Genomic DNA, 13,294 nt, shown 5'->3' with positions numbered 1-13,294 from the left:
ATGTGAATCGAAGCTTATTGATAACCTTCTGGGAAAGGGTTGGGTTCGACGAGATCAGACTCCCACACAACGGTAGCTTGACCATCTTCGTTCCAGCGACCTATGCGTGTTTTGCTCCATAAGTGGCGGTTAGGATGCACTTGGACGTAACCTTCCGGCGCTGTCGTCAACTCGATATCGGCCATGGCAGCAGAAACCGCGTCTACGTCAAAACTGCCCGCTTTCTCGACACCTGCCTTCCATAACCATGGCCCGAGATAGGCGGCTTGTGAAACGTCTCCAATAACGCTGTCTTCACCCCAGCGCTCCTTGAACGCTTCCACGAATGCAGCGTTATTTTCGTTATCTAGGCTCTGAAAATATTTCATGGAGGAGTAAAAGCCTTCGACGTTCTCACCACCAATACCGAGAACCTCATCCTCAGTGACCGAAATAGTCAACAACGTTTGATTGTCGGCATTAATCCCTGCGGCATTAAGCTGGCGAAACCAAGCAACGTTACTTCCGCCGACTACCGCCGCAAAAATGACATCAGGTTTGCGAAGGCGAATACGGTTGATGTTGGAGCCAAAGGAAGTGTGTCCCAACGGGGCGTAATCCTCGCCCAACACTTCACCGCCAAGCACTTCTTCAATATGGATGCGGGCAATCTTCATTGAGGTACGCGGCCAGATGTAATCCGAACCGATTAGGTAGAAGGTACGCGCGCCCTGTTCATTCCAAGCCCAGTTAATTCCCGCCAATATCTGCTGGGTGGCTTCCTGGCCGGTATAAATGACATTTGGAGACTCTTCGAGTCCTTCATAGAAAGTTGGGTAGTAAAGCAGGCCGTTCTCACGCTCTAGCACAGGTAGCATTGCCTTGCGCGAGGCCGATGTCCAGGCACCGAAGATGGCCGGAACATTATCCTGAGTTAGCAACTTACGTGTTCGGTCTGCGAAGGTTGGCCAATCACTCGCACCGTCTTCAATAATCGGCTCAATTTGACGACCAAGCACTCCACCCTGTGCATTGATTTGCTCAATCGCCAACTGTTCGGCTTCGACCGAACCTGTCTCACTGATGGCCATCGTGCCTGTCAATGAATGCAAAATACCTACCTGTACCGTATCGTCAGTCACGGCAAGTCCTGTGGTATTGACCTCTTCGGTGGGTGGTGCACTTAAAGCGTGCGACGAAATGCTCAGCGCGATAGGCAGTGCCACAATTCCGGTCAATAAAAAACGCCGCAAATGCGACAGCGTGGTATGTGTCGTCGTCATGATGGTGAGTCCCCAAGTCAGCGAAAACTAATCAGCGGAACGCAAGTCAGCGGAAAACCGCGGAATCTTGCTGATCCCTCGCTATTGAGTATGGGGAGACCTAGGTAAGCCAACCATGCGCGGAATGCACCAGACCACTACGTCATTTACCCCATACCTACCCTCTTACCTACCGTTTAAGATCACTAATACGCCTCGGGCATGGACGTTGCATAATTCTTCTCAGCATTGAGCGTTAAGAGGTCATCCAACCCTGCTGGCCGATATCCATTGGCCGATACAAGGCCCGCTATGACAAGCACAAAACAGCGTATATTTCCGGTTAGGCGCAACTACAATAAATGGGTAGCTAATCAAACATTAGAAGATTTTGCGCTACGCTTTACAGCCAAATCCGCACGGCGCTGGAGTGCCAAACGTGTTGCCCTGACGGCTTTAGGAACAATCTCATTTTTGGCTCTGGAAGCGATTGGGGGCGTCATTACTCTCAACTACGGCATTACTAATGCTATTGCCGCCATCGCAGTGGTCACGTTTGTTATTTTTCTGCTCGGCATACCTATCAGCTATTATGCGGCGCGCTACGGAGTGGATATCGATCTCCTGACTCGCGGCGCAGGATTTGGATACCTGGGCTCGACGTTGACATCCCTCATCTACGCCACATTCACTTTTATCTTCTTTGCTTTAGAAGCCGCTATTATGGCGATGGCTTTGGAAGTGTTATTTAACGTTCCTCTTACCTTTGGGTACATCATCAGTTCTCTGGTGGTAATACCTATTGTGACTCACGGCTTTACCTACATTAGTCGTTTCCAAGTGTGGACTCAGCCCCTATGGATATTCCTTCAGCTGTTACCCTTTATTTTTATTTTATTACAGGATCCCGACTCTCTCGAGCGCTGGGTCGATTTCGACAACCATATGATAGGGACTCAAGGTTTTAATTTGCTGTTATTCGGTGCAGCCACAACCGTGATGTTTTCTCTCGTCGCCCAAATAGGGGAGCAGGTCGACTACCTGCGCTTTCTACCCGAAGCTCAGCCTGGTAAACGCTTGCGTTGGTGGTCGGCAATGCTCGCCGGGGGCCCAGGCTGGATCATTATTGGTGCCGTCAAGGCATTGGCAGGCTCGTTCCTGGCGGTTCTCGCCATTCATCACGGCTTGGCCGCCGAACTTGCTCAGGAACCTATGCATATGTACTTGGTAGGGTTCAGCCATGTCACCACGCATCCTGCCATGTTAATGGCGCTGGCGGGCATTTTTGTTGTGCTTTCACAACTGAAAATCAACGTCACCAATGCGTATGCCGGCTCCATCGCCTGGTCCAATTTTTTCTCTCGCCTTACCCATAGCCATCCAGGTCGAGTGGTATGGCTACTCTTCAACGTAATGATCGCGCTGGTACTCATGGAGATTGGCATTTACCGCGCTTTTGAAGTTATTTTGGCCAACTACGCAATGGTCGCAATGGCCTGGATCGGTGCTTTGGTGGCAGATCTAGTAATCAACAAACCGTTGGGGCTCAGTCCGCGCCATATCGAGTTCAAGCGCGCTTACCTCTATGACATCAATCCTGTCGGCTTCGGTGCAATGTTACTGGCGACGGCTGTTGCGCTCGCCGCTAGAGGAGGGCTTTGGGGTGAAACGGCAGCAGCACTCGCATCCTTTCTAGCCTTACTGACCGCGTTTGTTAGCGCTCCGGCTATCGCGTGGCTAACCAAAGGACGCTATTACATCGCCCGCACTCCAGAACCCAAATCGATTCTCCAGGGCCACGGTTGTATCATCTGCGAGCACCATTTCGATATCGAAGATATGGCCTTTTGCCCTGCTTATAACGCACCTATATGCTCGCTCTGCTGTTCTCTGGACGCTCGCTGCAATGATGTTTGCAAGCAGCACGCCACCTTTCAAGAGCAGTTAATGGACTGGTTAGGCGTACTTCTCCCTAATCACATGCTTAAGCATTTCAACTCCCGCATGGGCCATTTCGCCAGCCTATTGATGCTTGTAACCCTGGTGATTGCCGGGTTCTTGATACTTGTTTTCTACCAGCTCCCAGACCTTACGCCTGATGTGGAGGCGTTAATGGCCACTACTTTAGCTAAAATATTAGCCATTCTCGTTATTGTCAGCGGCGTGGTAGCTTGGCTCTTTGTGCTGGCCAGCGAGAGTCGGGTGGTGGCGCATGAAGAGTCGCATCGCCAAACGCGCATGCTGCTAGAGGAGATCGACGCCCATGAGGAAACCGACCGAGAACTACAAAAAGCCAAAGAACTTGCTGAAGCGGCCAACCAAGCTAAAAGCCGCTATCTGACGAGCCTAAGCCACGAGCTTCGCTCACCGCTTAATGCTGCTTTCGGCTATGCCCAGCTCCTTGAGCATGATGACACCATTCCACCTGAGCGCCGAAAAGCGGTCGCCATCATTCGCCGCAGTACCGAACACCTTTCTGATTTAATCGAAGGACTGTTAGAAATTTCCAAAATTGAAGCTGGCCGCCTGGAGCTGTATCGAAACCAAGTACGAGTCAGCGAGTTGATTGATGAACTCGTCGCAATGTTTCGACTTCAGGCTCAGGAAAAAGGCATCGACTTCACTTTTACTAGCCAAGGACGCATCCCGGAGTGGGTCATTACCGACGAAAAACGCCTACGTCAAATACTGATTAACTTGCTCTCCAATGCCATTAAATTCACTAACCATGGCAAAGTATCGCTAAACTTTCGCTACCGCAATCAGGTGGCAGAATTCACTATTCGCGATACTGGAGTAGGTATAGAAGAGGAAGACATTCAACGAATTTTCAAACCCTTTGAACGTGTGCGCAAACCCGGTGTACCAGTTGCCCACGGTACCGGTCTGGGCCTAACGATTACTAAACTACTGACCGATATCATGGGCGGGGATCTACAAGTAATTAGCACACATGGAATCGGCAGTGAGTTTCGGCTTTCGGTAATGCTATCCAGTATAGAGCCCTTAGAGCTTGTAAGATCGCCCCATCAGGTAGTTCAAGGATATCAAGGTGAGCGATGTACTCTGCTGGTGGTCGATGATGATCCCTCTCATCGGGGTCTACTCAGTGACATGCTCACACCACTGGGATTTACGATAATAGAAGCGCCCGATGGGGTGACTAGCTTGGAGCTCTCCCGCCATACCCAATATGACTTGATCTTGATGGATATCGCCATGCCGGACACTGACGGGTGGCAAACCGCTCGCCTACTCCGCCAGCAAGGATTTCAGGGGCCTATTGTGATGCTCTCTGCCAATGCCCGCGAGAGCCAAATGGAAGCGCTTAGCGAAGGGTTGCATAACGACTACTTGATTAAACCCTTCAAGCAGGGAGCGCTTCTTGATGCACTAGCACGGCAGCTACAGCTGAAATGGCATCATCACCCCCCCTCTTCACCTAATTTTGCTCAGACTCAATTGACAGTCCCAGCCCATATTGACGCGGCATTGCGTGAAGAACTCTTGTCGCTAGTAGAAATCGGCCATATCAGTGGTCTACGTAACACTCTGAACGACGCCCAGTATCATGGAAGGATTAGTTCTTCACTGGCGACAGCGCTGGAAAGTGCTTTAGATCGTTTTGACTTCCACCAAGTGATGCGTTTGCTGGAGAAATTGCCATGAACCCGATTCAGCGTAAGGATCTCATCCTAGTCGTTGATGATTCTGCCGACTCCCTGGGAATGATTCATCATGCTTTAGAGCAGGCTGGATTAACTGCATTGGTAGCGATGGGTGGGGCTCAAGCAATCTCAATCGCGGAGAAAATGACGCCTGACTTAATTCTAATGGACGCCTTAATGCCTGGCATGGATGGCTTTGAGACTTGTCGTCATCTTAAGCTACATACCGAGTTAGCAAGCGTACCGATCATATTCATGACAGGACTAACGGATACCGAAGATGTGGTGCGGGGACTTGAAGCTGGTGGTGTGGACTATGTGACAAAACCCGTTCGGCCAAAGGAATTGGTGGCTCGTATTCGCGTACACCTCAATAACGCCCGCCTCGCCCAAAGTGCTCACACTGCCCTAGATAAACTTGGCCAGGTATCATTCTCAACAGACACGCAAGGAAGATGGCTTTGGGGTACGCCTCAGGCCGAGGATTGGATCAACATAGCTGAAGAGAATTTGATCAACCCACGCACGGAGCTTGCGGAACAAATTAAGCGCTGGCTAACCCGAACGCCGCAAACCGGCGACCAGCTAGCGCTGCCCTTGCCGCATAACGCCTTAAGATTGAGATACCTGGGCGAATCTACCGCAAATGAGCACTTATTCCGCTTGCTGCATCAGGATGGGGACAGCGAAAGCTTGCTTTTACAAAACCAACTCCGACTAACTAACCGTGAATCACAAGTACTGCTATGGATTGCACAAGGCAAGACTAATCGTGAGATCGGACAAATACTCGAATTGAGCCCCCGAACTGTTAATAAACACTTAGAGCAAGTCTTTCGAAAGCTCGGTGTTGAAAACCGCACATCCGCTGCCGCCATGGCATTCCAGTGTTTAACTAATATTTGACAACACCTTAATTCAACATCCTCGCATAGCCACTATCACCCCTTACGCTCAATATCCACATCGCTGGCCTGGGTAAAGTCATCCAGGGCCATCATATGGCCGAGCTTGCCCGCTTTAGTGGCAAGGTACTGCTCGTTATGCGGGTTCAGTCCGGTCGTGATCGACAGGCGCTCCACCACGTTCACCCCGTCGCGGGTAAGGGCATCCACTTTGCGCGGATTGTTGGTCATTAATCGCAGCGACGTAATGCCCAGGTGGTTGAGCATCGGTACGCAAAGGTCGTAGCGGCGCATGTCGGCGCCAAAGCCAAGCCGTTCGTTGGCTTCGACCGTATCCGCGCCTTGATCCTGCAAATTATAAGCGCGAATTTTATTCAGCAGACCAATTCCGCGGCCCTCTTGGCGCAGATAAAACAGTACGCCGCGGCCCTCTTCGGCAATACGCTTCAGCGCTTCCTGCAGCTGGTAGCCGCAGTCGCAGCGCATGGAAAAGAGCGCATCGCCGGTCAAACATTCAGAATGTACCCGCCCCAGTACCGGTGCGTCGCCGGTCACATCACCCAGCGTTAAGGCGATATGATCCTTGCCAGTGGCCTCATCTTCGAAGCCATGCATCGTAAAGGTTGCCCAGGGGGTGGGCAGTTGGGAAGCGGCAATAAAGCGAATGGTCACAGGTTACCTCGCTGATTGACCAAACCAGTTAACCACACCAGTGTTGGCAAAATGGGCAAGTATTCTAACAGGAAGCGGCGCCCGCCTCACGATGGCAACGCAGCTAAAGTTGGCTAATTAGAGGAGAAAAATTGATCGGGTGCGACGATTTTTTGCCACCGGTTACGCCGCCCTAGCGCCTATCTTCAAGTACAATTGCTCGCATATGGTTTCCAATACGACCCCAAGTACTGTTTCAAGTACTGTTTCAAGTACGATGCCAAGCACTGTTACAAGTACCATGCGGGCAAATTTCTTAAGAGCAAGCATTTATGACCACCACACCGTTACAAAATGACCGTTTCCTTCGCGCATTAGCGCGCCAGCCCGTTGACCGCACACCCGTATGGATGATGCGCCAAGCGGGCCGCTACCTGCCGGAATACCGCGCCAGCCGTGCCGATGCGGGCAGCTTTATGGACCTGTGCCGTAATCATGATCTGGCCTGTGAAGTCACCATGCAGCCTTTAGAGCGCTATCCGCTGGACGCCGCGATCCTGTTTTCGGACATTTTAACCATTCCAGATGCCATGGGCCTGGGGCTCTACTTTGAAACCGGCGAAGGCCCCAAATTTCGCAAAACCGTGCGCACGCAGGAAGAAGTCGCTGCACTGAGCGTGCCCGATGCCGAGCGTGACTTGGATTACGTAATGCGTGCGGTGTCGACCATTCGCCGCGAGTTGAACGGCCGCATGCCGCTGATTGGCTTCTCCGGCAGCCCCTGGACCCTGGCGACTTACATGGTGGAGGGCGGCTCAAGCAAGGATTTCCGCCACCTGAAAACCATGCTTTACGATACGCCAGATACCATGCACCAGTTGCTGGATACACTGGCCCATGCGGTCACCGATTACCTGAATGCGCAGATTCGCGCTGGCGCCCAGGCGGTACAGATTTTTGATACCTGGGGCGGCGCGCTATCCACGCCTGCGTACCTGGAATTTTCGCTGCGCTATATGGAGCAGATCGTTTCAGGATTGATTCGCGAACACGACGGTCGTCGCGTGCCGGTGATTCTGTTCACCAAAAACGGCGGCCAGTGGCTTGAGCATATCGCTTGCGCCGGTGCCGATGCCCTGGGCATCGACTGGTCTACCGAGCTTTCCGATGCCCGCGCCCGCGTTGGCCATAAGGTCGCACTGCAGGGCAACCTGGATCCCAACGTACTGTTTGCCCGCCCCTCGGCTATCCGCGCTGAAGTGGCCCGTGTGCTGGAAAGCTACGGCCACGGCCCTGGCCATGTGTTTAACCTGGGCCACGGTATTAGCCAGTTTACTAACCCGGATAACGTCACCGCCTTCATGGAGGCGCTGCATGAGCTCAGCCCACAATACCATCGGGATATCCCCACCCAATCACACACCCCGCATTCAGGAGCCAATTGATGAGCGAATTACGCGACGACCAGTGGTTTACCGAAGTCTTTGATAGCCATGGCAGCGCCTTCTCGCTGAAAATCTCTGAAAAGCTGCTGGATGTGCAGAGCCAATACCAGCACCTGGAGGTCTACGCCACAGAGACTTACGGCAACCTCATGGTGCTGGACGGCTGTGTGATGCTGACTGATCGCGATAACTTCCTCTATCACGAGATGATTGCGCATCCGGCCCTGTTTACCCATCAAGACCCTAAACGGGTGGTGATTATCGGCGGTGGCGACTGTGGCACTTTAAAAGAGGTACTTCGTCATCCAGGCGTTGAGAAAGTCACCCAGATTGATATCGATGAAGAAGTGACGAAAGCTTCTGAGCGCTTCTTCCCCTCATTGGTAGAATCGAATAATGATCCGCGCGCTGAGCTGTTGTTCGCTGATGGCGTGAAGTGGGTAGACGATGCACCTGATGAGAGCATTGATGTATTGATTATCGATTCAACCGACCCGGTCGGCCCTGCGGAAGGGCTGTTTAAAACCGACTTTCTCAAGCGCTGCCACCGTATTTTGAAAAGCGGCGGCGTGATGGTACAGCAGAGCGAGTCACCGCTTTACCACACGGGTTCAATCATTCGTGAGCTACGCCACGATATGCTGGAAGCGGGTTTTGACAGCGTCGCCACCCTGCCCTTCCCGCAGCCGGTGTACCCATCAGGCTGGTGGAGTGTGACATTGGCGGGTAAAGCCATTGATGTGAATGCGTTCCGCGAGCAGGCAGCCGCCAGCCACGAGCTGCCGCTTGAGTACTACAGCATTGATGCCCATCGCGGCGCGCTCGCCCTTCCTCCGTTTATGCGCAAGGCATTCGCGACCGAATAAACGTCCGCCCACCGCGTATCTTTCTGTCACCACTCACCTCAGCTTGCCCTACAAAGGTGCAAAGCGAGGTGGGTGGTAACATTTTTTTGCACCTAGACGTTCGTCTCGAATTCATTGAGTAGCGTTGAAAAGCGCTGAATTCACGCCTGTACCCTTGTTGGCATCTTCCTTGCTAGGTTTAGTTACATGCTACGGCATGCATAACTATTTTAATGACGGTTGTTAATCACTTCGAGGGAAACTAAATGTTCAATAAAAAACACCTGGCGCTTCTGGCGTCCGCTGGTTCACTGAGCCTAGCGGGAATGGCGACTGCTCAAGCCGACACCTTAGAAGATACTATTGAGCGTGGCGCCGTTCAGTGTGGTGTGAGCGATGGTTTGCCGGGCTTCTCAGCACCGGATGACGACGGTAATTGGCAAGGTCTGGACGTTGATGTATGCCGTGCAGTCGCCGCAGCGGTTCTCGGCGATTCAGAAGCCGTTAACTACATTTCTCTAAATGCCGTTGAGCGCTTCACCGCCCTGCAGTCTGGTGAAGTCGATGTACTGTCACGTAACACCACCTGGACCACCACGCGCGACACGACTCTGGGCCTAAACTTCACCGGCGTTACTTTCTATGATGGCCAGGGCTTCATGGTTTCACGCGATCTGGGTATTACCAGTGCCGATGAGCTAAACGGCGCCTCTATCTGCATCCAGTCGGGTACCACCACCGAGCTGAACCTGGCGGACTACTTCCGTGCTAACGACATGGAATTCAACCCGATCGTATTTGATACCTCTGAGCAAACCGTGGGTGGCTATCAAGCCGGCCGCTGTGACGTTCTGACCTCTGATACTTCTCAGCTTGCAGCGCTGCGTATCCAGCTAGACGATCCTTCTGCCTCGATGATCCTGTCTGACGTCATCTCCAAAGAGCCGCTAGGTCCTGTGGTTCGTCAGGGTGACGATCTTTGGTTCAACATCGTGAAATGGTCACTGTTTGCGATGATCAATGCTGAAGAGTACGGCGTCACCAGTGAAAACGCTGAAGAGATGCTTAACTCTGAAGATCCCAACATCGCTCGTTTGCTGGGCCAAGACGGCAACTACGGTGAAGGCATGAACCTTGAAGCTGACTGGGCTTACAATATTATTAGCCAAGTAGGTAACTACGCTGAAAGCTTTGAACGTAACGTCGGCATGGGCTCTCCGCTTGAAATCGAGCGTGGTGTTAACGCTCTGTGGACAGACGGCGGCTTCCAGTACGCTCCCCCGATTCGCTAAGCGTCTCGCTTGACCCCGGCCCGCCGCTCTCTTTGCAGGTATCTGTTTAAAGGGCATGGCGGGCCATCTGATTGACCTTCCGTGTAGCGGAGACGCCATCCATGTCTGTTAGACCCAACGTTCGCCCCGTCGGCCACAAGCCGCCGTTTTGGCGAGACCGCGCTAAGCGCGCACTTATTTTTCAAATCATTTTAGTCGCCGTTGTGGCGGCTTTCCTGATCTATATTATCGGCAATACCCAAGCCAACCTGAATGCCCGCGGCATCACCACAGGCTTTAGCTTTTTGGGCAACACAGCCGGCTTTGGTATTGGTCAAACCTTAATCGAGTACTCCTCCCAGAGCACCTACGGCCGCACCTTCGTGATCGGCTTGCTCAATACGCTGCTGGTCGGAGGGCTGGGTGTCATTGCCGCCTCAATTATCGGGTTTATCGTCGGCATTGCACGGCTATCGCCCAATTGGTTGATCGCCAAGTTAGCCAACGCCTATATCGAAACCTTTCGTAATATCCCGTTGCTGCTGCAAATTTTCTTCTGGTACTTCGCGGTACTACGGACCTTACCCAGCGCTAGAGAGAGCATGGCGTTTGGCGAAGCCATTTTCCTGAACGTGCGCGGGTTGTACTTGCCACAACCGCTGTTTGAATCAGGCTTTGGATTGATCCCTGCTACTTTTGTGGTAGCGATCATTGCCAGCATTGCGTTGGTCATCTGGAATAAGCGCCGCCACGAAGCGACCGGCAAACGCATACCGGTTTTCTGGATCTCGCTGGTGATTATTTTTGGCCTACCACTGCTGGTACTGGTGGCGACCGGCGTTCCGGTCACTTGGGAAATGCCGGTACTGCGTGGTTTTAACTTCGGCGGTGGTATTACTATCATTCCCGAATTTTTGGCCCTGTGGCTGGCGCTTTCCATTTATACCGCATCGTTTATTGCTGAGATTGTGCGCTCGGGCATTCAAGCGATTCCCCATGGCCAAACCGAAGCGGCCCAAGCACTTAGCTTGCCGCGAAAACTCGTTCTGCGCCTGGTGGTGATTCCTCAAGCCTTGCGCGTCATCATTCCGCCGCTCACCAGCCAATATCTCAACCTGATTAAAAACTCCTCTCTGGCCACCGCCATTGGTTACCCCGACCTGGTGTCGGTTTTTGCTGGCACCACGCTCAACCAGACCGGTCAAGCAATCGAAGTCATTGCCATGACCATGGCGGTCTATCTCATCATCAGCTTGCTGGTGTCCATGCTCATGAACTGGTTCAACGCTCGCGTTGCGCTGGTCGAACGCTAGGCCGGAGGCGACCCCATGATTCACAACAAAGAAACCATACCTCAGCGTCCGGCGCCTAAAGGCACGATCGGCCCGGTTGCCTGGCTACGAGGCAACCTGTTCAACGGTCCTATCAATAGTGTTTTCACGCTGTTGGGCCTGTACGTACTGTATCTGCTGGTGGTGCCAACCGTTCAGTGGGCGTTTATCGATGCCAACTGGGTGGGCGACAGCCGCGAAGACTGCACACGGGCGGGCGCCTGCTGGGTCTTCGTCAACGCGCGTTTCTCCCAGTTCATGTATGGCCTCTACCCAAGCGAAGAGTATTGGCGTGCCAACATCGTGTTTGCCATGTTTGCGGCCATTATTGCTTGGATGGTCATTCCTCGCCTGCCCTTTAAGCGCTGGATGGCCCTGTTTGCGCTGCTAATCTTCCCGGTCATCGCCTACGTGTTGCTCCACGGCGGCTACTTTGACCTACCGCGTGTCTCGACCCACCGCTGGGGCGGCTTGATGCTGACCCTGCTCTTGGCCAGCGTAGGCATGATTGGCGCGCTACCGATTGGTATCGTGCTCGCCCTTGGGCGACGCTCGAACATGCCCATCGTCAAAACCTTCTGCGTGATTTTCATTGAGTTCTGGCGCGGTGTACCACTGATTACCATTCTGTTTATGGCCTCGGTGATGCTGCCGCTGTTCTTGCCTTCAGAAATCAGCGTGGATCGCCTGGTGCGCGCCCTGATCGGCCTCACGCTGTTCCAAAGCGCCTACATGGCGGAGGTGATTCGCGGTGGTTTGCAGGCGATCCCCAAAGGCCAGGACGAAGCTGCCGCAGCGCTGGGGATGACGTACTGGAAGCGTATGGGGCTCATCGTCATGCCGCAGGCACTTAAGATGATGATTCCCGGTATCGTTAATACGTTTATCTCCCTATTTAAAGACACCACCCTGGTGATGATCATCGGGCTGTTTGACCTGCTGGGCATTGTGCAAGCGGCGCTTTCCGACTCGCGCTGGCTGGGCTTCTCAATCGAGGGGTATGTATTTGCGGCGTTCGTGTTCTGGATTTTCTGTTTCAGCATGTCGCGCTACAGCCAGTACCTGGAACGCAAGCTTAATACCGGCCATAAGCACTGATGCCGCATTTCTTTACGATTTAAGTAGGATTTCAACATGACACAAGCAGCCACCAACACCACTGACGCCAGTACTTCTGACCTGATGGTCGAGATGCGCAACGTCAACAAATGGTACGGCGATTTTCACGTACTGCGCGATATCTACCTTGAAGTAAAACGCGGCGAACGGATCGTGGTATGCGGCCCTTCGGGGTCGGGCAAATCAACGCTAATTCGCTGCATTAACCACCTTGAAGAGCACCAAAAAGGTGAAATCGTAGTGGGCGGCGTACCGCTAACCCAGGACGTTAAGCGTATAGAGCAGATTCGCCGCAGCGTGGGTATGGTGTTTCAGCACTTCAACCTGTTTCCTCACTTAACGGTGCTGGAAAACTGCTGTATCGCGCCAATGTGGGTTCAGAAGAAGCCCCGTAAAGAAGCCGAAGCGCTGGCCATGGAGTACCTTGAAAGGGTGCGCATTGCAGAGCAGGCCACCAAGTACCCCGGGCAGCTTTCGGGCGGCCAGCAGCAACGCGTGGCCATCGCCCGCTCACTGTGCATGCACCCTGACGTGATGCTGTTTGACGAGCCCACCTCCGCCCTAGACCCCGAGATGATCAAAGAGGTGCTGGACGTTATGGTGGAACTGGCGGAAGAGGGCATGACGATGATTTGTGTCACCCACGAAATGGGCTTCGCCAAAAAGGTCGCTGACCGAGTGATCTTTATGGATCAGGGTCAAATCATTGAAGAAAACGCGCCTGAACCATTCTTCAATAACCCGCAGTCTGAACGCACCCAGTTGTTCCTGAGCCAGATTCTGGGGCATTAATCCACAGCCCAATCGACAAAGCAGCT

The 13,294-nt window shown here is 53.0% G+C and carries 10 protein-coding genes; 8 read left to right on the top strand and 2 right to left on the bottom strand.

The features are described 5' to 3' along the window. Nucleotides 1-14 precede the first annotated feature (14 nt). Entirely contained in the window at nucleotides 15-1,262 is a 1,248-nt protein-coding gene (gene urtA / locus V8L70_RS10630; protein ID WP_176303930.1) for an urea ABC transporter substrate-binding protein, read from the bottom strand. Nucleotides 1,263-1,553: 291 nt separating this feature from the next. Here urtA and V8L70_RS10625 point away from each other — a divergent pair, with 291 nt between their 5' ends. Together V8L70_RS10625 and V8L70_RS10620 are read left to right on the top strand one after the other, a co-directional pair. Next, nucleotides 1,554-4,910: an ATP-binding protein gene (locus V8L70_RS10625; RefSeq protein WP_336269351.1), complete on the top strand. Its 3,357-nt coding sequence runs from the start codon at nucleotides 1,554-1,556 to the stop codon at nucleotides 4,908-4,910. Beyond that, on the top strand, nucleotides 4,907-5,815 hold the full coding sequence (locus tag V8L70_RS10620) for a response regulator transcription factor (protein ID WP_176303932.1): 909 nt from the start codon (nucleotides 4,907-4,909) through the stop codon (nucleotides 5,813-5,815). The genes V8L70_RS10625 and V8L70_RS10620 overlap by 4 nt, the downstream gene beginning before the upstream one ends. A gap of 35 nt (nucleotides 5,816-5,850) precedes the next feature. Here V8L70_RS10620 and ribA read toward each other — a convergent pair whose 3' ends face one another. Next, complete coding sequence (ribA, locus tag V8L70_RS10615) at nucleotides 5,851-6,486, bottom strand: GTP cyclohydrolase II (protein ID WP_336269350.1); 636 nt, start codon at nucleotides 6,484-6,486, stop codon at nucleotides 5,851-5,853. 311 nt (nucleotides 6,487-6,797) lie between these two features. Here ribA and hemE point away from each other — a divergent pair, with 311 nt between their 5' ends. The 6 genes from hemE to V8L70_RS10585 all read left to right on the top strand — a co-directional run bounded on the left by hemE (nucleotide 6,798) and on the right by V8L70_RS10585 (nucleotide 13,268). Continuing rightward, a complete protein-coding gene (gene hemE / locus V8L70_RS10610; RefSeq protein WP_101146856.1) occupies nucleotides 6,798-7,910 on the top strand; it encodes a uroporphyrinogen decarboxylase in 1,113 nt (370 codons plus the stop codon). Beyond that, entirely contained in the window at nucleotides 7,910-8,776 is an 867-nt protein-coding gene (gene speE / locus V8L70_RS10605) for a polyamine aminopropyltransferase (RefSeq protein ID WP_101146857.1), read from the top strand. Before hemE ends, speE begins: the two co-directional genes overlap by 1 nt. Before the next feature lie 245 nt (nucleotides 8,777-9,021). Further along, nucleotides 9,022-10,047 carry an amino acid ABC transporter substrate-binding protein gene (locus V8L70_RS10600; protein WP_101146858.1) on the top strand — a complete coding sequence of 342 codons (1,026 nt, stop codon included), beginning with the start codon at nucleotides 9,022-9,024 and terminating at the stop codon, nucleotides 10,045-10,047. A 101-nt stretch (nucleotides 10,048-10,148) separates the two neighbouring features. After that, nucleotides 10,149-11,339: an amino acid ABC transporter permease gene (locus V8L70_RS10595; RefSeq protein ID WP_101146859.1), complete on the top strand. Its 1,191-nt coding sequence runs from the start codon at nucleotides 10,149-10,151 to the stop codon at nucleotides 11,337-11,339. A 15-nt stretch (nucleotides 11,340-11,354) separates the two neighbouring features. Further along, a complete protein-coding gene (locus V8L70_RS10590; RefSeq protein ID WP_101146860.1) occupies nucleotides 11,355-12,455 on the top strand; it encodes an amino acid ABC transporter permease in 1,101 nt (366 codons plus the stop codon). An 84-nt stretch (nucleotides 12,456-12,539) separates the two neighbouring features. Continuing rightward, on the top strand, nucleotides 12,540-13,268 hold the full coding sequence (locus V8L70_RS10585) for an amino acid ABC transporter ATP-binding protein (protein ID WP_035583650.1): 729 nt from the start codon (nucleotides 12,540-12,542) through the stop codon (nucleotides 13,266-13,268). Nucleotides 13,269-13,294: the final 26 nt, after the last annotated feature.

Source organism: Vreelandella arctica (assembly GCF_037070215.1).
Classification (GTDB): Bacteria; Pseudomonadota; Gammaproteobacteria; order Pseudomonadales; family Halomonadaceae; genus Vreelandella; species Vreelandella arctica.
This window is presented reverse-complemented; position numbering and strand designations above follow the sequence as displayed.

Excerpts from the sequence above, each read along its gene's own strand:
- urtA (WP_176303930.1), bottom strand. The coding sequence starts at position 1,262 with ATGACGACGACACATACCACGCTGTCGCATTTGCGGCGTTTTTTATTG.
- V8L70_RS10625 (WP_336269351.1), top strand. The coding sequence starts at position 1,554 with ATGACAAGCACAAAACAGCGTATATTTCCGGTTAGGCGCAACTACAAT.
- V8L70_RS10620 (WP_176303932.1), top strand. The coding sequence starts at position 4,907 with ATGAACCCGATTCAGCGTAAGGATCTCATCCTAGTCGTTGATGATTCT.
- hemE (WP_101146856.1), top strand. The coding sequence starts at position 6,798 with ATGACCACCACACCGTTACAAAATGACCGTTTCCTTCGCGCATTAGCG.
- speE (WP_101146857.1), top strand. The coding sequence starts at position 7,910 with ATGAGCGAATTACGCGACGACCAGTGGTTTACCGAAGTCTTTGATAGC.
- V8L70_RS10600 (WP_101146858.1), top strand. The coding sequence starts at position 9,022 with ATGTTCAATAAAAAACACCTGGCGCTTCTGGCGTCCGCTGGTTCACTG.
- V8L70_RS10595 (WP_101146859.1), top strand. The coding sequence starts at position 10,149 with ATGTCTGTTAGACCCAACGTTCGCCCCGTCGGCCACAAGCCGCCGTTT.
- V8L70_RS10590 (WP_101146860.1), top strand. The coding sequence starts at position 11,355 with ATGATTCACAACAAAGAAACCATACCTCAGCGTCCGGCGCCTAAAGGC.
- V8L70_RS10585 (WP_035583650.1), top strand. The coding sequence starts at position 12,540 with ATGGTCGAGATGCGCAACGTCAACAAATGGTACGGCGATTTTCACGTA.